The organism is Psychroserpens sp. Hel_I_66, assembly GCF_000799465.1.
Taxonomy (GTDB): Bacteria; Bacteroidota; Bacteroidia; order Flavobacteriales; family Flavobacteriaceae; genus Psychroserpens.
This window is the reverse complement of sequence record NZ_JUGU01000001.1, coordinates 3,794,642-3,817,851: the sequence shown is the minus strand read 5'-3', so window position 1 is coordinate 3,817,851 and position 23,210 is coordinate 3,794,642. Positions and strand designations below refer to the sequence as shown.

21 protein-coding genes are annotated in these 23,210 nt (G+C 33.4%); 11 read left to right on the top strand and 10 right to left on the bottom strand.

Going from position 1 to position 23,210, the window contains the following annotated elements:
• Positions 1-13: 13 nt before the first annotated feature.
• Positions 14-643: a 16S rRNA (guanine(527)-N(7))-methyltransferase RsmG gene (gene rsmG, locus GQ40_RS16855; protein WP_047551119.1), complete on the bottom strand. Its 630-nt coding sequence runs from the start codon at positions 641-643 to the stop codon at positions 14-16.
• A gap of 139 nt (positions 644-782) precedes the next feature.
• Here rsmG and GQ40_RS16850 point away from each other — a divergent pair, with 139 nt between their 5' ends.
• Positions 783-1,880 carry a fatty acid desaturase family protein gene (locus GQ40_RS16850; protein ID WP_047551116.1) on the top strand — a complete coding sequence of 366 codons (1,098 nt, stop codon included), beginning with the start codon at positions 783-785 and terminating at the stop codon, positions 1,878-1,880.
• Between the two features lie 26 nt (positions 1,881-1,906).
• Positions 1,907-3,091, top strand: a complete 1,185-nt coding sequence (locus GQ40_RS16845) for a pyridoxal phosphate-dependent aminotransferase (protein ID WP_047551113.1) — start codon at positions 1,907-1,909, stop codon at positions 3,089-3,091.
• A gap of 64 nt (positions 3,092-3,155) precedes the next feature.
• Here GQ40_RS16845 and GQ40_RS16840 read toward each other — a convergent pair whose 3' ends face one another.
• The 4 genes from GQ40_RS16840 to trkA all read right to left on the bottom strand — a co-directional run bounded on the left by GQ40_RS16840 (position 3,156) and on the right by trkA (position 6,900).
• Positions 3,156-3,428, bottom strand: coding sequence for a hypothetical protein (locus GQ40_RS16840; RefSeq protein ID WP_156115606.1), 273 nt, complete (start codon positions 3,426-3,428; stop codon positions 3,156-3,158).
• 176 nt (positions 3,429-3,604) lie between these two features.
• Positions 3,605-3,859 carry a hypothetical protein gene (locus tag GQ40_RS16835; protein ID WP_047551108.1) on the bottom strand — a complete coding sequence of 85 codons (255 nt, stop codon included), beginning with the start codon at positions 3,857-3,859 and terminating at the stop codon, positions 3,605-3,607.
• A gap of 182 nt (positions 3,860-4,041) precedes the next feature.
• Positions 4,042-5,535 (bottom strand): TrkH family potassium uptake protein, encoded by a 1,494-nt coding sequence (locus GQ40_RS16830; protein WP_047551105.1) that lies wholly within the window; start codon positions 5,533-5,535, stop codon positions 4,042-4,044.
• Positions 5,536-5,550: 15 nt separating this feature from the next.
• The gene (gene trkA, locus GQ40_RS16825; RefSeq protein ID WP_047551103.1) at positions 5,551-6,900 is read right to left on the bottom strand and encodes a Trk system potassium transporter TrkA; all 1,350 of its coding nucleotides are present in this window, start codon (positions 6,898-6,900) and stop codon (positions 5,551-5,553) included.
• Between the two features lie 121 nt (positions 6,901-7,021).
• Between trkA and ubiE the strand changes: the two genes are divergently transcribed.
• Together ubiE and GQ40_RS16815 are read left to right on the top strand one after the other, a co-directional pair.
• On the top strand, positions 7,022-7,753 hold the full coding sequence (gene ubiE, locus GQ40_RS16820) for a bifunctional demethylmenaquinone methyltransferase/2-methoxy-6-polyprenyl-1,4-benzoquinol methylase UbiE (protein WP_047551100.1): 732 nt from the start codon (positions 7,022-7,024) through the stop codon (positions 7,751-7,753).
• A 27-nt stretch (positions 7,754-7,780) separates the two neighbouring features.
• Entirely contained in the window at positions 7,781-8,494 is a 714-nt protein-coding gene (locus tag GQ40_RS16815; RefSeq protein ID WP_047551097.1) for a porin family protein, read from the top strand.
• An 86-nt stretch (positions 8,495-8,580) separates the two neighbouring features.
• Here the strand turns inward: GQ40_RS16815 and GQ40_RS16810 are convergent, their stop codons facing one another.
• Positions 8,581-9,294, bottom strand: a complete 714-nt coding sequence (locus tag GQ40_RS16810) for a TrmH family RNA methyltransferase (protein WP_047551094.1) — start codon at positions 9,292-9,294, stop codon at positions 8,581-8,583.
• Positions 9,295-9,431: 137 nt separating this feature from the next.
• Here GQ40_RS16810 and GQ40_RS16805 point away from each other — a divergent pair, with 137 nt between their 5' ends.
• From GQ40_RS16805 to accD, 3 genes are all read left to right on the top strand, one after another.
• On the top strand, positions 9,432-11,981 hold the full coding sequence (locus GQ40_RS16805) for a BamA/TamA family outer membrane protein (RefSeq protein WP_047552138.1): 2,550 nt from the start codon (positions 9,432-9,434) through the stop codon (positions 11,979-11,981).
• 137 nt (positions 11,982-12,118) lie between these two features.
• Positions 12,119-13,186, top strand: coding sequence for a class II fructose-bisphosphate aldolase (fbaA, locus tag GQ40_RS16800; protein ID WP_047551091.1), 1,068 nt, complete (start codon positions 12,119-12,121; stop codon positions 13,184-13,186).
• A 242-nt stretch (positions 13,187-13,428) separates the two neighbouring features.
• Positions 13,429-14,286, top strand: a complete 858-nt coding sequence (gene accD / locus GQ40_RS16795) for an acetyl-CoA carboxylase, carboxyltransferase subunit beta (RefSeq protein ID WP_047551088.1) — start codon at positions 13,429-13,431, stop codon at positions 14,284-14,286.
• 45 nt (positions 14,287-14,331) lie between these two features.
• Here accD and GQ40_RS16790 read toward each other — a convergent pair whose 3' ends face one another.
• The 3 genes from GQ40_RS16790 to GQ40_RS16780 all read right to left on the bottom strand — a co-directional run bounded on the left by GQ40_RS16790 (position 14,332) and on the right by GQ40_RS16780 (position 16,667).
• Positions 14,332-14,670 carry an ATP-binding protein gene (locus GQ40_RS16790; RefSeq protein ID WP_047551085.1) on the bottom strand — a complete coding sequence of 113 codons (339 nt, stop codon included), beginning with the start codon at positions 14,668-14,670 and terminating at the stop codon, positions 14,332-14,334.
• 83 nt (positions 14,671-14,753) lie between these two features.
• Positions 14,754-15,428, bottom strand: a complete 675-nt coding sequence (locus GQ40_RS16785; protein ID WP_052184313.1) for a PAS domain S-box protein — start codon at positions 15,426-15,428, stop codon at positions 14,754-14,756.
• Positions 15,429-15,569: 141 nt separating this feature from the next.
• Complete coding sequence (locus GQ40_RS16780) at positions 15,570-16,667, bottom strand: sensor histidine kinase (protein ID WP_047551082.1); 1,098 nt, start codon at positions 16,665-16,667, stop codon at positions 15,570-15,572.
• Positions 16,668-16,857: 190 nt separating this feature from the next.
• Here GQ40_RS16780 and rpsO point away from each other — a divergent pair, with 190 nt between their 5' ends.
• The 3 genes from rpsO to GQ40_RS16765 all read left to right on the top strand — a co-directional run bounded on the left by rpsO (position 16,858) and on the right by GQ40_RS16765 (position 21,207).
• Positions 16,858-17,127: a 30S ribosomal protein S15 gene (gene rpsO / locus GQ40_RS16775; protein ID WP_047552136.1), complete on the top strand. Its 270-nt coding sequence runs from the start codon at positions 16,858-16,860 to the stop codon at positions 17,125-17,127.
• A gap of 187 nt (positions 17,128-17,314) precedes the next feature.
• Positions 17,315-19,576: a polyribonucleotide nucleotidyltransferase gene (locus tag GQ40_RS16770; protein ID WP_047551079.1), complete on the top strand. Its 2,262-nt coding sequence runs from the start codon at positions 17,315-17,317 to the stop codon at positions 19,574-19,576.
• Positions 19,577-19,758: 182 nt separating this feature from the next.
• On the top strand, positions 19,759-21,207 hold the full coding sequence (locus GQ40_RS16765) for a glycosyltransferase (protein WP_081990239.1): 1,449 nt from the start codon (positions 19,759-19,761) through the stop codon (positions 21,205-21,207).
• A gap of 55 nt (positions 21,208-21,262) precedes the next feature.
• Here the strand turns inward: GQ40_RS16765 and GQ40_RS17325 are convergent, their stop codons facing one another.
• On the bottom strand, positions 21,263-21,964 hold the full coding sequence (locus GQ40_RS17325; RefSeq protein WP_052184312.1) for an LA_2272 family surface repeat-containing protein: 702 nt from the start codon (positions 21,962-21,964) through the stop codon (positions 21,263-21,265).
• 116 nt (positions 21,965-22,080) lie between these two features.
• Between GQ40_RS17325 and GQ40_RS16755 the strand changes: the two genes are divergently transcribed.
• On the top strand, positions 22,081-23,049 hold the full coding sequence (locus GQ40_RS16755; protein WP_047551076.1) for a hypothetical protein: 969 nt from the start codon (positions 22,081-22,083) through the stop codon (positions 23,047-23,049).
• Positions 23,050-23,210: the final 161 nt, after the last annotated feature.

Below are 23,210 nucleotides of genomic sequence, written 5' to 3'. Positions count from 1 at the left end.
ATGAAGCTTCTTTTTATCCACGGTATTTTATTGGTAAGTGCACCAGTTTTTTAGTTTCAAAAAACTCTTCTTTAAAATAATCCTGAAGATTATAAACTGTTGCAGTTTGGTAGGTCTCTAACTCCTCGCTAAGATCACCACCTTTTAAATATAAAATTCCGTTTTTTAGTTCGTGATTTTGTGTTTTTGCAATTTTACCTTTTACCCAATGCACAAAAGTTGGCATTGCAGCTACTGCCCTACTTACAATAAAATCAAATTGTTCATCAATCTCCTCAACTCTACTATGAGTCGTTCTTACATTTGTAAGACCCAAACCTTCTACAACCTCACCAACCACTTTTAATTTTTTAGCAATACTATCTACCAGATGAAATTGACTTTCGGGATGCAAAATAGCTAACGGTATTCCTGGAAAACCTCCTCCAGTACCTACATCTAAAATATTAGAGTCTGGCTTAAACCTAATTAACTTTGCAATACCCAAAGAATGCAAAACATGGCGTAGATACAGCTCATCAATATCTTTACGTGAAACGACATTGATTTTTAAATTCCAGTCTTTATAAAGGTCCTCTAATTTTTTAAACTGAACAATTTGTTCCCCAGTTAAATCAGGAAAATAATGTTGTAAAAGCTCCATTCTTTTAAGATTTTCACAAAAGTATGTATTTTTATGTCGATATTTTTAAGATTTTATTATCTAAAGCACAGTAATTATTAATTATCTTTGCTCAGATATGAAAACGTGACATATTACGTTATATTCAAAAATTAATAGCATGAGTACACAAACATTATCTTTCTCAAGAACAGATTCTGCTAAATTCTTCAGAACTCTAAATAAGCGTGTCAATACTTACTTTAAAGAAAACAATTTAAAGCGTACCGGGAATTGGAAAATATGGTTAAAAACCATAATCATGTTTACTATATTTTTATTGCCTTATTTTTTAATTCTAACCTTAGATATTCCAGGATGGTTACAGTTAATCTTAACAATAGTCATGGGAATTGGCATGGCTGGAGTGGGAATGAATGTGATGCACGATGGTAATCATGGTTCATTTTCAAATAAAGAGTGGGTTAACCGCTTAATGGGAAGTAGTATTTATATTCTTGCAGGAAACGTTTATAACTGGAAAGTACAACACAATGTGCTTCATCATACTTATACCAATATTCACGGTCATGATGAAGACCTAGAGGCAGGTCGCGTCTTACGTTTTTCTAAACATTCAGAATGGCACAAGCACCATAGATTTCAACATTATTATTCAGTATTACTTTACGGTCTTTTGACAATAAACTGGGCAATCACAACAGATTTTCAGCAGATGTATCGTTATATGAAACGCAAGTTATCTTATGGCAAATTACCAAACCCAGTAACTAATTGGACTAAATTAGTGATTTCAAAAATTGTTTATATTTCTATTTGGATTGTAATACCTATGCTCGTTTTAGACATCGCTTGGTGGAAGATCTTAATTGGTTTCTTCGTGATGCACTATGTAGCAGGATTGATTTTGAGCGTTACATTTCAATTGGCACATGTCATGGATGAAGCAGAAATGCCTTTACCAGAAGAATGCGGAACTATGAAAAATACTTGGGCTATTCATCAACTTAATACAACTGTTAATTTTGGCGCAAAAAGTAAAATTATAAATTGGTATACCGGCGGACTTAATCATCAAGTCGAGCATCATATTTTTCCGCATATAAGTCATATTCACTACGGAAAAATCTCTAAAATAGTCAGAGAAACCGCAAACGAATTTAATTTACCATACAAAGAATACGAAACCACAAGAAAAGCTATTGTTGCACATTTTAGATTCCTAAAACAAATGGGAATGAAACCAGCAATGAGCTAATCAATCACAACAACCAACTATTTTAAATGACACAACTTTCAGATAGAGTTCTTAATATGGCAACTTCTGCCACATTAGCAATGGCAGCAAAAACCAGAGAACTAAAAGCAGAAGGCAAAGATATAATTGGCTTAAGTCTTGGAGAGCCAGATTTTAATACACCAGACTATATTAAAGAGGCAGCAATTCAAGCTATCAATGATAATTATAACTCTTATTCTCCTGTAGATGGTTATGTAGATTTAAAAGATGCCATTATCACTAAATTCAAAAGAGATAACCATCTTACTTATACCCATGCACAAATTGTAGTGTCTACAGGTGCAAAACAGTCGCTGGCCAATATTGCAGCAGTTTTGTTAAACAAAGGCGATGAAGTTATTTTACCATGTCCTTACTGGGTAAGTTACAGTGATATTGTTAAACTTAATGAAGGTGTTCCTGTTGAAGTGAAGACTTCCATTGAGAACGACTTTAAGCTTACACCCAAACAATTAGAAGCTGCAATTACTCCAAAAACTAAAATGATTTGGTACAGTTCTCCATGCAATCCCAGTGGATCTGTTTATAGTGAATCAGAATTGAGAGCACTTGCAGATGTATTGCAAAACCATCCAGATATCATAGTCGTTTCAGATGAAATATATGAGCACATCAACTTTATTGGTGGTCATGCAAGTATGGCACAATTTGATGATATGTTTGATAGAACTGTTACCGTAAATGGTGTTTCAAAAGCATTCGCCATGACGGGCTGGAGAATTGGATATATTGGTGCTCCAGAAAAAATAGCAAGAGCTTCCACTAAAATGCAAGGTCAAATCACTAGTGGTGCAAATTGTATAGCACAACGTGCTGTAATAACCGCATTGAATGAATCTCCAAGTCGTGTTCAATTTATGATTGACGAGTTTAAAGTAAGACGAGAGTTAATTTTAGGGCTATTAAACGAAATCGAAGGCTTTAAAACAAACGTTCCAGAAGGTGCATTTTATGTGTTCCCAAATATTTCTTTTTTCTTCGGAAAAACCTTAAAAGGAAAAAAAATTGAGAACGCAACAGACTTTTCTCTTTACATTTTAGAACATGCAAATGTTGCTACAGTGACAGGAGTCGCTTTTGGAAATCCAGATTGTATTCGTATATCTTACGCTGCGTCACAAGAGCAGATTATTGAAGCTATAAAAAGAATCAAGGAAGCGGTTAGTTAAAGAAATCAGTTACAAACAATTTAAAGACCTTTTAGAAATCAAAAACAATCTAAAAGGTCTTTTTTTATCCATATTGTAATCTATAAAACCAGTATAAAAATATTAATACCACAAAAGTTCCAACACCAATTTTCCTTATTAGCAATAGCCTATTCTGTCTCTTAATTTTTATTCTTACACGTCTCAAAACATGAGGAAACACCTCTGGTAACACATATCTTTTATAGTCTCGTTTTTTACCAGAACCACCGTTCATTTTGGTAAAAGGTACACGTTTTCCGTTTTTTAATAACTTTCTATTATTGTTAATTACGCTATTCATTGATGCGATGCTCATAATATCTTTATTTATCCTAAAAATTTCTTTCAGAGGTTCAACAGTTAAAATTGAAGTACACTAGTGCTTTAGAAATCATAAAATGAATCAAAAAGCGATAGTTAAAAAATATAAAAGATAGTTTTAGGTGAGCACCTAATCGTACCAGTTAAAAAGGTCTAATTATAAAAGCTTTTTTAGATTACAAAAGCTAATACGATCGCAAAAACAGACAGTTTTAAAAGTGTATCGATACTTGAAGTAAATTGATATTGTCTGCCTTTTAAGCTTTGCTTAATACCAAAGATTGATGATGAATTTGCATTTTTTAAATTACCGTTTACGATAGACTTGTAGTTTGAATTCAATAAACCTTCTGGTCTTACAAATTGGGTTTTTAATCTACGTTTTGATTCTGGCTTTAAATGCGATGATGTTATTACTAATTCCATGATTGATTGGTTTAATGCTGAAACATTCAGCGGTTGTTGATTATACAAATAAGACGTACAGTTACATAAAATGTTACAGGCAATTTTATTTATAAACCCTTAAAAACCAATACAAAATTCCCGAAATAGCTATGGATATTCATATTTCCGAAGAAAAAATAATTTTAAAAATAATTGGAATTTTAACGATTTCTCCAGAAAAAGGGTGTCAATAATATTAAAACAGTGAAGAGTTCTAATCGACCTATAAGCATCAAAAAGGATGACCACCATTTACCCAAAGCTGGCAATGCTTCATAATTATTTACGGGTCCGAAATTGCCCAACGCTGGTCCAACATTTCCTAAACTTGAGGCGGATAGACCAATTGCAGATTCAAAATCTATTTTAAACATAGAAAACACTAAAGCACCAACAATAAAGGATAACATGTATAAAATAAAAAAGCCAAGAATATTAAATACAATATTTCCTGGTACCGCTTTTTGATTGTATCGCACTGGCAGAATCGCGTTAGGATGCAATGCGCGCTTAAATTCTAGAAAGCCATTTTTTATCATAATCATATGGCGTACGACTTTAACACCTCCAGAAGTGCTTCCTGCGGAACCTCCCAAAAACATCAAACCGAAAAAGAAAACCACCAAAAACGGTGTCCATAAAGTATAATCTGCAGTAATAAAACCAGTTGTGGTGATAACCGAAATTACTTGAAACAAGGCGTGCCTAAAAGAAGCTTCGGCTTTTCCATAAACCATTGGATGATCAATAGAAGATATTGAAAAATCTGCATTAAAATATATAATCAATGACGCTATGATTGTAAACAAAGCTATGAATTTGAAGTACAATTTAAACTCTTCGTCAAATATTGCTTTTTGAATTTTCCCCTTAAATGCAAAATAGCTCAATACAAAGTTTGTACCTGCTAAAAACATAAATAATATAATAATATATTGAATTATAGGTTGCCCATTCCAATAGGCAACACTTGCGTTTTTGGTTGAAAATCCGCCAGTAGAGAGGGTACATAATGAGTGGTTTATAGCATCAAAAAAGCTCATTCCTGCAACTTGAAGCAAAATAGTTTCAGCTGCTGTATAACCAAAATAAATTAACCATAAACGTTTAGCGGTATCTGTAATTCTAGGATGAAGTTTATCTGCATTGGGACCTGGAGCTTCCGCAGCAAATAACTGCATGCCTCCAATGCCCAACAATGGTAAAATGGCAATGGCTAAAACGATAATTCCCATTCCACCAATCCAATGGGTCATACTTCTCCAGAATAAAACGCCTTTTGGAACTGCTTCAATATCGCTTAAAATAGTGGCTCCAGTTGTGGTATAACCAGACATGGTTTCAAAAAAAGCATTTGTGAATCCTGGTATGGCTCCTGTGGTTAAATAAGGTATTGTCCCAGTCAAGGCCATTACGATCCAACCAAAAGCAACTACAATGTAACCATCTCTTTTATTAAGTTCTTTTTTATGCCCTTTTGTAAGAAACATAGAAATCCCACCTACTAAAAGCACGAGAAGACCAGCTCCAAATAGCTCTAAAGTAACACCATCATCATAAATAAGGCTAATTAGTGTTGATAAGATCATGAAACCGCCATTAAATAGACAAAGCAACCCGAAGAAATGAAAAATGATTTTATAATTGAGCTTCATTATTTTTGATATCAATTAGAAAAAGAAACGTTCTACTTGTGTGATTGCTCTAGGCAAACTGCAAACCACGACCTTATCTCCTATTTCTATTTTAAAATCCCCTAAAGGAATAATGCCTACATCATCCCTAATGACACCTCCTATTATTGCAGAACGCGGAAAATCAAGATCCTTGATTTTATTTTGAGTGATTTTTGAGTTTGAATTCACCTCAAACTCCAATAACTCTGCATTCATATTTGTAAGTTTTGTCATTGCTAAAACTTCTCCTCGTCTTATATATCTAAATATATTATTGGCAGCAAGTAGTTTTTTGTTAATCAATGTATCAATACCAATAGATTGTGATAGTTGATAATAATCCATATTCTCTACCAGTGCTATGGTTTTTTTCACACCTTTAGATTTCGCAACAAGGCATGACATAATATTTGTTTCAGAATTTCCTGTTACAGATATAAAAGCATCCATATCTGAAATGTTTTCTTCTTCAAGAAGCTCTACATTTCTACCGTCTCCATTAATAACGAGTGCATTTGGCAGATCGTCTGCACATTCAAAAGCAATTTCTGCATCACTCTCAATAAGTTTCACTTTGTATTTACCTTGACAGAGATCTTTTGCGGTTTTATAACCTATTTTACTACCGCCTAAAATCATGATGTTTTTAAGTTCTGCTTTTACTTTTCCTGAAAGTTCGAAGAGCTCCGCATCTCCACCTTTGGATGTCATAAACACAACTTTGTCTCCTTCTTTAAATTCGGTATCTCCTCTTGGGATAATGGTATATTGTGTCCCAAAACGCTGTATAACGATAGGTACAAAATGTAATTCTGGAAATACTTTTGCTGCTTCCCTTACTGTTTTACCTACAAAACTTGCTGTTCTTGACAAACGCAAACTCAACATCTTTAATTTACCTTCTTCAAACTCATAGGTATCATTAAAACCATATTGGTTGAGTAATAGTTCAATTTCCGAAGCTGCTAGATTTTCAGGGGAAATGAGCTCATCAATTCCAAATTTTGTAAAACCAAGACCATCTTCTTGATCTAAAAATTCTGAATTTGAGATTCTGGCAATGGTTTGCTTTGCTCCCAATTGCTTAGCGAGTACGCAAGCTGTAATGTTCGTAGTTTCTGAAGATGTTACTGCTATAAATAATTCCGAAGTATCAATTCTTGCATCCTTTAGTATAGAAATGGATGTTACATCTCCCTTTATAACTCTAATATCTAAATGGTTACTGGCATAGGCTAGACTATTTTTATCAGTATCAATTAGTGTTATCTCTTGTGACTCGTATGATAATAGTTTAGCTAAATGAAATCCAACCTCTCCTGCACCTGCAATAATAATTTTCATAGATTTTTTTTATTCAAAAAAGCATACAAATATACTACATTATTCTATCATAGTAATCGTTTCAAAATAGGTTATAAATTGTATAAAGCGGTTAGTTTTAAGTATATTTGCAAAAAAAATAATGTCCTCAAAAGTTACTCCATACAAGGATAGTGAGCTTAACAAAAAGCAACAAGTCACTCAAATGTTTGATAATATATCAAAAGAATATGATGGTTTAAATCGTGTTATTTCTTTTGGCATAGACATTAAATGGCGCAATAAAGTGGTCGATATTGTTTCAAAAACAAATCCTGAGCGCATTTTGGACATCGCAACTGGTACTGGTGACCTTGCCATAAGTTTAGCCAAAACGAATGCTAAGGAAATTATAGGTTTGGATATTAGCGATGGCATGTTAGAGGTTGGTCGTACAAAAATTAAGAATAAAAATTTAGACAATCTTATTAATATGGTTGTTGGTGATTCTGAAAATCTCCCTTTTGAAGATAACAGCTTTGATGCCATTACCGTTGCGTTTGGTGTTAGAAATTTCGAAACTCTAGAAAAAGGACTGGCAGAAATACTGAGAGTATTAAAACCAAACGGGATTTTCGTCATATTAGAAACTTCTGTTCCTACAAAAACACCATTTAAACAAGGCTATAAGTTTTATACCAAATACGTAATGTCTAACATAGGCAAATTGTTTTCTAAAGACCAATCGGCTTACACCTATTTGAGTGAATCTGCATCAGTTTTTCCATATGGTGAGGTTTTAAACAATATTTTACGTAAAATTGGGTTTATTAACGTGCAAGACAAACCGCAAACTTTAGGTGTTGCCACAATTTATACCGCAACAAAAGCCTAACACGTTTCTAAGTCATTAATGTAATTTATGAAGAGAGTACTTATAATTTTAGCCTTTTTGATTGCGTCGCAAACCGTTAGTGCGCAATTATTTACCAAGGAAAAGATAAAAAATATTGAAAACTTTGATAAGCAAAGATTGTCATGGGGATTTTACCTGGGCTTTAATAGCTATGATTATCAATTTCAGTACGAAGAAGATCAACCAGATATTTTAGTTGATAATACCCTGGGCTTTAGTGTAGGCTTAATATCAAATCTTAGAATTAACGATTATTTTGATTTACGTTTTGAACCTGGTTTGTTCATCACGACTAGAAACCTACAATATGATCCAGCCTACTTTACCGGTTTGGAGTTTAATGATTCTGATTTAATGCGTGAGGTCAAATCAACTTATGTACATTTTCCTTTATTGTTAAAAGTGTCCACAAAAAGAATCAATAACATAAAGCCTTTTCTTATAGGCGGTTTTTCTACAGCTCTAAACCTCTCAAGTAATGAAGAAAATCCAGACGATAATGCTGCTGGGCAGTTTAGAACTAAAAAAAGCGTGCTTTTTTATGAGTTAGGTTTTGGGATAGATTTTTACAACCAGTGGTTTAAATTTACACCATCTATTCGAGGTGTTTTTGCACTTAATGACGAGTTGGTGAGAGATGAAGATCCAAATAGCCCATGGACAGGAAATATAAATACTATGAAAACTCGTGGTATTTTCTTGAATTTTACGTTTCAGTAAAAGCCTGCTCAGCGTTGAGGTATTGGATATTTTATGTAGTTCAAGAATTTTTCAGATGCTTTCTTCGGAAATTTGATTCTTCAAAATCAATCCCTCTTAAACTCATTTAATACAATTGCTGTAGCAGTGGCAACATTCAAACTTTCAGTAGCTTGTAATGCTCCAAATCTTGGGATGCTTATTTTTTTGGTGACCAGTTGTTCTATTTCTGCCGAAATCCCGTTGGCCTCATTACCCATAACGATTACACCTTTGTTTGGTAAGCTTTCTTTGTAGATCGTGTTTCCGTCCATAAACGTTCCGAAGATATCGCCTTTATACGCTCTCAAATACGCCTCTAAATCCACAAATTGAATATCGACCCTTGTCAATGATCCCATAGTAGCCTGCACCACTTTTGAGTTGTAACAATCTACGGTTGTATTGCTACAGACAAGATGTTTTATTCCAAACCAATCACAAAGCCTAATGATTGTGCCTAAATTTCCGGGATCGCGAACGTCATCCAACGCCAATATCAACCCAGTGTGAAGTAATTCTTTTTTCTTCGGAATTTCAAAAACCGCAAGCGCAGTATTTGCTGTCTTTAACTGACTTATCTTTTGGAGTTCCTTTTCAGAAATAATAACAGTTTCCGCATTAAAAATAGATTCCGTAGAAAACAGGAGATGTAACTCAAAACTAGAATTTAAGAACTCCTCAACACCCTTTATACCCTCAACCACAAATAATTGATGTTGTTGTCTAAACTTTTTTTGACTTAGACTCGTAATTAGTTTTATATGGTTTTTTGTAAGCATTGAATCGATAAATTTTCTCTAATTCTAATTAAAATACAAAGTAATACTTTTTTGGTGTATTATTTGTTATTCTAACACAAGAGAACACGATAAAAACTGTAAATTTGGATTGAATTTAAATGCAAAACTTTTCCTTTTTGAAAAATAACGTTTTAAGATTGTTGATCATTACCATGATATGCACGAACTACTCCTGCGATGTCATGAAACGCGTTAAAAAAGATGAGCATTTATTGGTGAGCAATACTGTTTTGGTCAATGAGAAAAAAACAACTTCTGAAACTATTGACAACCTACAATACCAAAAACCAAACGGGACACTTTTGGGAATACCTCTTAGAGTTCACATCTATAATTTAGCGAGACCAAATATAGATTCAATTTTAAACAATAAATACCGTAATCCTGAAAATCCTAAAACAGGATTAAAAAAATTATTATCTATTAAACAATATGAGGCCTTAATACGGTCTAAGAAAAGCGTTAATACTTGGCTCAAAAAAACTGGCGAAGCACCAGCGATTTACAATGAAGCCAGAGCTGAAAAAACAGCACTAGCTCTCAAAAAATACTATTTTAGTAAAGGCTGGTTTGAAGTAGAAACTTCTTTTGAAACCGAAAAGGATAGCTCCCAAAAGGCGAAAGTCACGTATAATGTTACCACTGGAGATCCTTTTATCTTAGACTCTATTCGAGCAACCATCAAAACACCTGTTATTGATTCTATATATCGTTCTCAATTAAAAAACGGTTCTCTAATCAAGAAAGGACAACAATATGACGAGGAGAACTATGCTAACGAGCGCGACAGACTTACTACGCAATTAAGAAACTCTGGGTTTTATTATTTTGGACAAGATTATATAACGTTCGATATTGATACCGTTCGTACCAATAAAAAAATAAATACTGATTTGATTATCGCCAATAGAGCGATTAGAAATGAAGATTCTGTTGCTCGTGTTCCTTTTAAGGTTTACAAAATCAAGGATGTCAATATTTTTACAGATTTCAAAAATGAATATCGGGATTCTACCATTACCGATTCTGTGACCTTTAAAGGTTATAACCTTTATAGTTTTAACAAATTAAAATACAGACCAAAAGCCATAACAGACGCAGTATTCATCAATAAAAATGATGTATTTAAAGATATTGACAGAACCAGAACCTATCGCTATTTAAGCGAACTACAAGCCTTTAGATATCCAAGAATTGACTATATCCCAAATGAGCAAGATTCAACATTAACCGCAAATGTGTATCTCATTCCGAAGAAAAAATTTGAACTCACCACTAGCTTTGAAATTTCACAAAGTAACATTCAAACGGTTGGTTTTGCATTCAATACAGGGTTGTTGATAAGAAACATTTTTAGAGGTGCAGAGACCTTAGAAATTTCTGGACTTGGTTCTATTGGGTCTTCCAGAGACGCCTCGAATACTAATGATCAATTTTTTGATATTACTGAAGTTGGCGGAAACATAAGATTAAATATCCCTAGATTTTTTCTCCCTTTCAATACGGAAAAAATAATACCCAAATACATGTCACCTAGCACAAGAATCAACCTTAGCGCGACAAGTCAAAGAAATATTGGTCTTGATAAACAAGCATTTACGGGTGCAGTGAACTACAATTGGTATCCTACAAAAAAAGTAACCAATAATTTTGATTTATTTAATGTACAGTTTGTAAAAAACCTCAATATTGGCAACTATTTTGGAGTGTATCAAAATTCGTTTGACAGGTTAAATATTATAGCTCAAAACATAGGGTTTATTGGCCAAAATGAAGTTTTAAGAGACCCAGTAACAGAAGGTGGGTCTTACGCTCCAGCAGATCAATTTATAAATGATGTCGTAAATGGCAACACCGCACTCACCAGTGCAGACGAAGATTTTATAACGGTTAATAATATAAAACAAAGAAAAGACCGACTTACAGAAGACAACCTTATTTTCTCATCCAGTTTTAACTACATAAAAAACAGAAGAGAAAATCTATTGGATAAAAACTTCTCGCTTGTAAGGTTCAGAATAGAGTTTGCAGGAAACCTCCTTTCTAACCTATCCAACGTTTTAAATCTAAACAAGAACCAAGACGGTAGGTACGAAGTGTTTGGTGTCCCTTTTTCCCAGTATATCAAAACAGAAATTGATTACGTAAAACATTGGGATCTAGGCAGAAAAAATGAATTTGCAATACGCAGTTATTTTGGAATTGCCATTCCTTATGGTAATTCAGAAAACATCCCGTTTGCAAAGAGTTTTTTTGCGGGTGGACCTAATGATATTAGAGCTTGGACCGCATACAATTTAGGTCCGGGAAGCTCATTATCCACCAATGAGTTTAACGAAGCCAATATGAAAATAACCTTAAGTGCAGAGCAACGCTTTAATTTACTTGGTCGATTTAATGGAGCTGTTTTTGTAGACGCAGGCAATATTTGGAATGTTTTCGATAACGTAGAAGATGAAGCTGCCACCTTTGATGGTTTCTCGTCCTTAAAGGATATTGCAGTTGGCTCTGGTTTTGGTATTCGTTATGACTTTAGTTTTTTTGTACTTAGAGGAGATATTGGTTTCAAAACTTATGACCCTTCAAGACCGCTTGGCAATAGATGGTTCAAAGACTATAATTTCAATAACGCAGTTTATAATATTGGAGTAAACTACCCTTTTTAAAAGCACTTTTTTTATCTTATTTTTCTTCGGAAACGATAACGTTTGCGTTAATTTCTATCTTATGAAAGTCTTAAAAACCAGGACAATTATTCAAATTTTACGTACTTTTGAAACTTAACATACAACTAAAATAAATCATGGCTCACAACATAAAACCAGGAGTTGCTACAGGAAAAGAAGTTCAAGCAATATTTAAACTCGCAAAAAAAAAAGGATTTGCTTTACCAGCAGTAAACGTTATTGGCTCTAACACCATAAACGGAGTTTTAGAAACCGCAAAAGCATTAAATGCTCCGGTAATCATTCAATTTTCAAATGGAGGCGCGCAATTCAATGCAGGAAAAGGACTAAGCAATGAAGACCAAAAAGCAGCTATCGCAGGTTCAATTGCAGGTGCAAAACATGTTCACCTCATGGCAGAAGCTTATGGAGTACCAGTTATTTTACATACAGACCATTGCGCAAAAAAATTATTGCCCTGGATTGACGGTTTGCTAGATGCAAGTGAACAACATTATAAAGAAACTGGTAAGTCTCTTTACAGTTCCCACATGATAGATCTTTCCGAAGAACCAATTGAAGAAAATATAGAAATCTGTAAAACATACCTTGAGCGCATGAGCAAAATGGGCATGACTCTAGAAATAGAATTAGGGATTACAGGTGGTGAAGAAGATGGTGTAGACAATAGTGATGTTGATGAATCTAAATTATACACACAACCAGAAGAAGTTGCATATGCTTACGAAGAGCTTAGCAAAATAAGTGACCAATTTACAATCGCTGCAGCTTTTGGTAACGTGCACGGTGTTTACAAACCGGGAAATGTAAAATTAACACCAAAAATCTTAAAGAACTCTCAAGAGTTTTTATCGAAAAAACACAACTTACCGCACAACCATATTGATTTTGTATTTCACGGTGGATCTGGTTCAACCGAAGAAGAAATTCAAGAAGCTATTGGCTATGGTGTCATAAAAATGAATATCGATACCGATATGCAATACGCTTTCATGAGCGGTGTTCGTGATTATATGGGAGAAAAAGTAGACTATTTAAAAACACAATTAGGCTCTCCAGACGGTCCAGCATCACCAAACAAAAAATATTACGATCCTCGCGTTTGGTTACGAAAAGGCGAAGATGCATTTGTAGAACGTCTTAAAAAAGCGTTTGAAGACCTCAATAACGTAAACACCTTATAATCAAATAAATTAGGCTTTCACAAAATATTTAAGCTTATTTGATTCAATATTTTTTTGGGCGTTACCACAAAATTAAACTTTTTGTGTTTAATTTTGTCGTCAGGCTCTACGCTATATCTTTTTTAAGATTGGTTTTCAAAAAAGGAAACCAATTTCAAAAAAGGATGTCGCTACGATCCTTAACGCAGATTTCGATTTAGAACAGATCTAATTTCGTATATTTAATATCGAAAATTTAAAATATGTCTTGGTTTAAAAGAAAAGAAAAAGGGATAACAACCTCAACCGAAGAAAAGAAAGACACACCCAAAGGGCTGTGGTACAAATCTCCAACCGGTAAAATAATTGATACAGAAGAACTTGAAAAGAACTTTTATGTAAGTCCAGAAGATGGATACCACGTAAGGATTGGTAGTAGAGAATATTTTGAAATACTATTTGATGACAATAAATTTAAAGAATTAGACGCTAACCTAACGTCTAAAGATCCTTTAAAATTTGAGGACACAAAAAAATATCCAGACCGCTTAAAAGCTGCGCAAGAAAAAACAAACCTAAAGGATGCAGTTCGTACAGCAGTAGGTAAATCTAAAGGAAAGGATTTAGTAGTAGCCTGTATGGATTTTACATTTATTGGAGGTTCTATGGGAAGCGTTGTTGGTGAAAAAATTGCTCGAGCAGCAAAATATTCACTTGACAAAAAAATACCTTTTATGATTATTTCAAAATCTGGAGGCGCTCGTATGATGGAAGCTGCATTATCACTTATGCAATTAGCAAAAACATCGGTGCGTTTAGCACAACTTGCAGACGCAGGAATACCGTATATATCTTTAGCAACAGATCCAACTACAGGAGGCACAACAGCGTCTTTTGCCATGTTAGGTGATATTAATATTAGTGAGCCTGGTGCGTTAATAGGTTTCGCAGGACCAAGGGTTGTTAAGGATACAACAGGTCAAGATTTACCAGAAGATTTCCAAACCTCTGAGTTTTTATTGGAACATGGATTTTTAGATTTCATTACACAGAGAAGCAAACTAAAAGATAAGGTGAATTTATATATAGATTTGATAACGAATCAGCCTTTGAGAGCATAAAAAAAAGCGAGCCATTCGGCTCGCTTTTTTTATGCTTTATTTAATTTAAGCTTTCCGAAGAAATACAGTAAAACGTGTACCTACTCCAACTTTGCTAGAGACTTGAATTTTACCACCCATACTTTCAATATGGTTTTTTGTGATGAATAACCCTATGCCTCTAGAATCCTTTTTTTTATGAAAAGTTGAGTTTAGTTTAAATAATTTCTTTCCATTTTCATTTAGATCAATACCCAATCCATTATCTTCAAAAGTGATAACAACAAAGGCATCTTTTTCGGTTGCATTTATTTCTATAAATGATTGTCTTTCTTCTTCTCTATATTTTATGGCATTTGTAATAAAGTTTAATAGAATACTATCCAGATAGGCTTCAATTCCCAATACATTAATCTGGTTGCTAACATTATTGATAATTTTAAATTTGTAAAGATTAGCAATTGCTGTTACGTTATAAGAGACTGCTGTTATAATTTTTTAAGGTTTAAGACTTTGAGGTTTTTAACATCAGTCAAATCTTGCTTTCTTATCGTGTTCAAATGCGATAGAGTATCATTAAGTTGATTGAGGGCATCTTTTAAAAGCGTGAAATTATCGTCTTTTCTCAAATACTCATGTTCTTCTTCAATGAAGTTAGATATGGTATTTAAATTTCCAACATGGGTTCTTATATCATGAGTCGCGATGTGGGCAAAACTCATCAATTTATCATTTTGCTTATCTGCAATATGCATTAACAGCTCAAGTTGTCTATTGGATTCTTTTTGCTCAGAAATATCGACTATTTGAGAAATGAAATACATAGGATCACCGTTTTCATCTCTCATTAAAGATACTGAAATTAAAGTCCAAATAACATGACCGTATTTATGGAAATACCTCTTCTCATCTTGGAAATCTTCAATTTGACCATTTAATAAATCGTGTACATATTGTATATCTTTATCTAAATCTTCTTTATGTGTTATATCTTGAAACGACATTTTATAAAGTTCAGATTTACTATATCCAAACATATTTGATATACTATCATTTACTTCTATCCAACTCCCATCTAAACCTACTATTGCTATTCCGCCATTAGAATATTTAAAAATATTTTCGAATAGTTGACGTTTAACTGAGTTCAACCTTTTAGGCATAATGAAGTGTTATTGATTACTAATCAATAAAATAAAGAGAAATCAATTTTAAGGATTGCCTTATTATTTGATTTATTTAACTCAAAACGATTATGTGAACATACTTCTTTAGGCTTTTAACCTATTTAAAGATTTAGCTCTTTATCCTTTTAAAAGATAAATGGTGAAGCAGGTGCCCTCATCAACTTTACTCTCTACCTCTATTTTACCACCAATGCTTTCAATATGGCTTTTAGTAATATACAAACCAACTCCTCGAGAATCGTGATGTTTATGTAAAGTTCCATTTAAAGTGAATAATTTATCTTTATTCTTTTCAAGATCAATACCTAAGCCATTATCTTTTATTTTTAAAATAACATAAATTCCCTTAACTGCTGTGCTGATTTCAATAACTGCATTACGATCTGGAGACCTATATTTAATTGAATTAGTTAAAAAGTTTAAGATTATACTATCTAAGTAAGCTTCAATACCTAAAACCCTTAAATCCTTATCTACAAGATTAATTATTTCACATTGCTCCTTTTTAGCAATAGCACTAATATTATACATTGCTTTTTTTACATAATCATATAAGTCCAGTTCATTTAAAGAATTAAATTTTTTAGGCTTATCCAATCGAATATCATTAAGATGTTTTATGGTCTCATCAAGGTTTTTGATAGACTCTTTTAGCATTTTATAATTTTCATTATCAGCGAGCGAGTCTATATCTTCTTCAAGGAACTCAGTAATAGAGCCTAGATTACCTACATGTGTTCTTATATCATGAGTAGCAATATGTGCAAAATCGTTTAACTTTTCGTTTTGACCTTTAACCACATTCATTAAAAATTGCATGTGCCAATTTGCAGATTTTTGATTTGAAATATCTATTATTTGCGAAATAAAATATAATGGATTCCCAAGAGTATCCCTAACAATAGAAACAGATAATAACGCCCAAACAACATGACCTTTTTTATGAAAATATCGTTTCTCTATTTGATAGTTTTGAATCTCATCTCCCAATAATTGGTTCATATGATCTAAATCGACATCTAGATCATCACGATGAGTAATATCTTGAAAAGATAAATTGTAAAGTTCTTCTTTGGTATAACCAAACAATTCGCAAATACTGTCATTTACTTTAACCCAATTGCCTTTTAGACCAACAATAGCTATACCTCCATAAGCATATGTGAAGATGTTTTCAAAAAGTTCGTCTTTTACTAAACTTAGGTTTTTATGCAATTGCTAAGGGTTTAAAATGGATTAATCAAATAAATTTAACGTTTATATAATAGCTATTTTATAAAAAAAACATAAAATATTAACTCAAAAACTTTTTTGAAGAACTTTTAGAATTGTAAAAAAAGAGTATCTTTGCAGCTTGAAAGAAAGACTTTCAACGTACATAAAAATCATTTACAATAATATTAGCATGTATTTAGATCAAAAAGAAAAAGAAGCCATCTTTAAAAAACATGGCAAAAGTGCGCAAGACACTGGAACTGCAGAAGGTCAAATCGCATTATTCACTTACAGAATAAACCACTTAACTGGGCACTTAAAAAATAATCGTAAAGATTATAACACTGAGCGCTCTCTAGTAAAATTAGTTGGTAAGAGAAGATCATTATTAGATTACTTAACCAAGAAAGATGTCTTAAGATATCGTGCAATTGTTAAAGAATTAGGATTAAGAAAATAAAAAAAAGAGGCTTTATAGCCTCTTTTTGTTTATATACCACGCAATCGAAAGCGTCTAAAAATCGAATTGAAGAAGCTTATATAGTTTTTCATTGGTCATACTACAACAACTACACAACAACACAACGACCATTGTTTAACAGTACTAATGATGCTTTGGCACATTTGTACAAGAATTAAAAAAATTTATGATTCCAAAAGTTTTTAGAGAGGTCATTGACCTTGGTGATGGTAGAGAAATCTCTATCGAAACCGGAAAATTAGCAAAACAGGCACACGGTTCTGTTGTTGTGCAATCAGGAAAATGTATGTTATTATGTACAGTTGTTTCCAATTACAAACAAAGTCCAGTAGACTTTTTACCATTAACAGTAGATTATCGCGAGAAGTTCGCTGCAGCTGGTCGTTATCCAGGTGGTTTCTTTAAAAGAGAAGCAAGACCTAGTGATGGTGAAGTATTAACGATGCGTTTGGTGGATAGAGTATTACGTCCATTATTCCCAAAAGATTACCACTCTGAAACTCAGGTGATGATTCAATTAATGTCTCATGATGAGAATGTGATGCCAGATGCAATGGCTGGTTTAGCTGCTTCTGCTGCTATCCAATTATCAGATTTTCCTTTTGAATGCCCAATTTCTGAAGCTAGAGTTGGTCGTATCAATGGTGAGTTTGTCATCAACCCTACATTTGCTCAATTAGCAGAGTCTGACATCGATATGATGATTGGTGCTTCTGCAGATTCTGTTATGATGGTAGAAGGTGAAATGGATGAAATTTCCGAAGAAGAAATGGCTGAAGCCATTAAGTTCGCTCATGAAGCTATAAAAGCACAATGTGCTGCTCAGGTAAGATTAGCTGAAGCTTTCGGAAAGAAAGAAACTCGTGAATACGAAGGTGAAAGAGAAGATGAGGATTTAGAAAAGAAAATTCATGACATGGCTTATGATAAAGTGTATGCAATTGCAAAAGCTGGATCTGCCAAACATGAAAGAAGCAATTCTTTTTCTGAAATCAAAGAAGACATCAAGGCGACATTTTCCGAAGAAGAGCAGGAAGAATACGGAGATTTACTTTCAAAATATTATTATAAGGCTGAAAAAGCTGCCATTAGAGATTTAACCTTAAACGAAGGTTTGCGTTTAGATGGTCGTAAGACTGACGAGATTAGACCAATTTGGTGCGAGGTAGATTACTTACCATCAACACACGGTTCTTCAATCTTTACACGTGGGGAAACTCAAGCTTTGGCAACCGTAACTTTAGGTACGTCTAGAGATGCAAATCAAATAGATATGCCATCTCAAGAAGGTGAAGAGCGTTTCTATTTACATTACAACTTCCCTCCTTTTTCAACTGGAGAAGCTAGACCAATTCGTGGAACATCTCGTAGAGAAGTAGGTCACGGTAACTTAGCACAACGTGCTTTAAAAGGTATGGTTCCAGATGAATGTCCTTATACGGTACGTGTGGTTTCTGAAGTTTTAGAATCTAACGGTTCTTCTTCTATGGCAACTGTTTGTGCTGGTACAATGGCACTTATGGATGCTGGTGTTCAATTAAAGAAACCAGTTTCGGGTATTGCAATGGGATTAATTTCGCAAGGCGAAAAGTATGCTGTATTGTCTGATATTTTAGGTGATGAAGATCATTTAGGAGATATGGATTTTAAAGTAACTGGTACTGCAGATGGTATTACAGCTTGCCAAATGGACATTAAAGTAAAAGGTTTATCATATGAGATTTTAGTGAATGCATTAAAACAAGCTCGTGAAGGTCGTTTACATATCCTAGAGAAATTGACAGATACAATTGCTACACCTAATGCAGATGTTAAAGAACATGCACCTACTATGGTTACAAGAAGAGTTCCTAACGAATTTATTGGAGCGTTGATTGGACCAGGAGGAAAAGTGATTCAAGAAATGCAAAAGGAAACTGAAACGACTATCGTTATTAACGAAGATCCAGTGACCGAAGAAGGTATCGTTGAAATTTTAGGTGTAGGTAAAAAAGGTATTGATGCTGTTATGGCAAGAATTGATGCTATTTTGTTTAAGCCAGAAGTTGGTAGCGTTTACGAAGTAAAAGTGATCAAGATGCTAGATTTTGGAGCTGTTGTTGAGTATATGGACGCACCAGGAAACGAAGTGTTATTGCACGTATCTGAGCTAGCTTGGGAACGTACCGAAAATGTATCTGATGTGGTCAACATGGGAGATGTTTTTGATGTAAAATACTTCGGAATAGATTCTAGAACACGTAAAGAGAAAGTATCCCGTAAAGCAATTTTACCAAAACCAGAAGGCTTTAAGGAAAGACCACCAAGAGATGATAAACGTTCTGGTGGACGTGACAATAACAGAGGAAGAGATAATCGCGGACGTGATAATCGTCGTGATGATCGTCGTGATGATCGTAAAGCTAGAGAAGACAGAAAAGACGATTAATTTCTAATTCTCAATCATTAAATAAACCTCAAATGGAAGTCATTCTGTTTGAGGTTTTTTTTTCTTCGGAAAAGTTAAAATTCAACAATTAGTCATAAAAGAATACTAAAAAAAATCTATAACTCGAGTAGTAAACGTACATCTAGAAAACATAATAGTAACTCAAATATCTAGATTATTAAATGAACTTTAACAAACAGACTCTAAACGAACCAAAGTCAATTATCTCCAACAAAAAAAATAAACTTTCAAATAACATTCACTCTTTCTTTAACCGCTTTGATGTAGATACCCACGATAGCGAAATTCGTCGTAACCTCTGGGTAATTTTTAGCACGTTTGTATTGATAAGCATTGGGATTTACTTTTTTAGTGTATTTCGTGATGATTTTACAATAATTAATGCAGAACGTCTTACTTCTTTTTGGGGAACCACGTTGGTTGTGTTCACAACCACATTATTTTCTTTTAAAGCAGGTTTGTTTCTGTTTATGCTCTACAAATTTTTTAGGTATAAACCTGTGTCATCAGTATCTGATACTGAGTTACCAAGAATAACGGTTATTGTACCAGCTTACAATGAAGGAAAGCAAGTTTGGGACACATTAATGAGTTTAGCAGAAAGTGATTATCCGCAAGAAAAAATCGAAATATTATCTATTGATGATGGTAGTAAAGATGATACTTGGAGCTGGATGCAAGATGCTAAACATAAATTGGGAGACCGTTTGGTTATTTTGCAACAACCAGAAAACAAAGGAAAACGTCACGCACTTTACAGAGGTTTTAATTTGGGAATAGGAGACATATTTGTTACTGTAGATAGTGATTCTATTGTAAACGGAGATACTTTAAGAAATTTGGTAAGTCCATTTGTAAAAGATGAAAAATGTGGAGCGGTTGCAGGAAACATAAGAGTGTTGAACAATAAAAAAGCAATACTTCCAAAAATGCTGGATGTTAGCTTTGTACTGAGTTTTGAATTCGTTAGATCTGCAGAAAGCAAATTAAATTCCGTTTTGTGTACTCCAGGAGCATTGGCAGCATATAGAAGCAGCGCTGTGCATAAATGTTTACCAGAATGGATCAACCAAACATTTATGGGTAAACCATCAGATATTGGCGAGGATCGCGCGATGACCAATATGATTTTAAAGCAAGGTAAGCATGTATTGTTTCAAAAAAATGCTGTGGCTTATACAAACGTACCAGAAGATTTTACTGGACTCTACAAAATGTTTATTAGATGGGGACGAAGTAATGTGCGTGAAAACCTTGCTATGGCAAAATATGTATTTACTAATTTTAGAGAAGGCAATAAATCTGGAATAAGATTATTGTTTGTTAGTCAGTTTTTAGAAATGTTGTTGAGCTATCCATTTGTTTTAATGATGTTGCTTTTTGTTATGGTTCATCCACTACTCTTTTTAGGATCTACATTTTTTAGCATCTTAATACTGTCATCGTTTTCTGTTATTTTCTATTCTAAGCGGTATAATATTTCAGAATCTATTTGGGCATATTCTTACAGCATTCTATATACTTTCGGTTTATTCTGGATCACACCGTATGCTATCGCAACTGCGAGTAGAAGAGGTTGGTTAACTCGTGGATTGGTTGAGAAGAAATAAATATTCGAAATTTCTTCAAAAATTTCCACTTATAAATTTTGAAAAAGGTTTTTTACTATTTAAACTGCCAGTTTATAATAGGAAAAGACCTTTTATCATTTTTATTCCAGAGTCCAATTTGTATTCCTTTAAAGTTTTTAGCTTTATTAAAAATACCTATTTGTATTCCTACTCCTTTATCTAAGACACCATTTATTGCACCTATTTGAATACCATTAAACTCATTTACCTCATTACCAAATCCCACCAGTAAACCATTGGATTTATACACTTCATTACCTAATGCTGAGATTGCAATACCATTATGCTTTTCGATCAAATTGCTTAATCCCGCTATCGCAACTCCATCCATATTATATAAATATTGAATCATCAAACTTGCTGAAAAGCCATTCACTGTAGTTTCGCCAAATGTACCAGAAGATAAATTGAGTCCGTTAATAATTTCCGTACGTAAAGTATTTTGCTTTGATTTATAAAAATCTTTACGAGTAGAAACAGGTGACCTGCCCATTAACGGAGATAGCATAGCAATTAGAGAAGCTTCAAATCGAATACCATAAGTTCGAGTTAAGGTAGTATCTTTTTCTATAACTCCTTTAGGAAAAGCAGCTAACGACAGTCCTATAATATCAGAATTTTGGCTATGTGTTATCCAAACCGGGAAACGCAATTTTCTTTCATTAGTATTTTGTGATTGAACAAGTGATGAAGTTGCAAGAAGAACAATAAAGATAAAGATGATATTTTTTTTCATAGTTCAGAGTTTTAAATTCAATCCAAAATTATTGCTATAAACACATCTAATAGCCCTAAAATCACGAATCACAAATCTATTTTTTGCGATAATCACAAATTATTATATATTGGGATATGTTTCAAAAGCAATTATTAGAGAAATTAAAAGTTGGGTTACCAGCAGGTATATCATTAATTGATGCTGTTGCAACTGCGCTAGATATGAGTTATGATGCTGCACATAGGAGAACGAGCCTTAAAAGTAAATTCTCATTAGAAGAAAGTGTGATCCTGGCAAAATATTATAATTTATCGCTTGATCGTCTGTTTGAAAATACTAAGGATGATATCATCGCTGTTGAGAAAACGAAGCCAATTCACAACGAAGTAGAGTTGCAAAACTACTTCAATACATCATACGAGTCCTTACAACCTTTACTGCATCAAAAGGAGAGCCGAATTTTATATTCAGCAAAAGACATTCCCTTATTTTACACCTTAGAGAATAACCTTTTAAGTCGTTTTAAAATGTATGTTTGGCTGAAACTTTTGGATATTGATTTTTACAATAAAGATTTTGAATCATTCTCGCCAAAGGTAGAAACCGTAAAATCAGCAAAAGCATTAGGGCGACTTTATAAAAACTTAAATACGATAGAAATTTGGGATGTTACAACAATCAATAGCACCTTAAAGCAGATTCATTTTTACAATCAGGCTGGTCATCTTTCAAATGGTACTGCTTTACAATTATGCGTGGATTTAAAAGCGTTAATTCTTCAAATTTCAGAAAACGTTAAAGCAGACACACAAAATTATTTATTTTATTACAATGAATTGCTTTTAATGAATAACAACGTGTTGGTAAGCACCCCAAACCAACAGTCGCTTTTTGTGCCATTTACGATTTTATCATACTTTCAAACTTCAGATAAATTAACTTGTCTCGAAGCTGAAGCGTTCTTGAAAAAGCAATTACAAAGTTCTAAACTTCTTAATACAGCTGGAGAAAAAGAAAAATTGACTTTCTTCAATAAAATTCAAAACAAAATTGATGCTCTGCGAAAGCTTATTGAAGCATCTTCTATTTTAGATTTTGAGTAATCAAGAGACCTCTTTATTCTTAAAATCAATTACTATTTAAATTGCTTTTTCCCATTTTTGTCACCGACACACTGTCACCTTAATCAAATTTAGAAATATTTTAATTTAAGGATTCATAAGCTACAGTGTTTAAAATTTACAAAATCCTAAAAAATCACTCT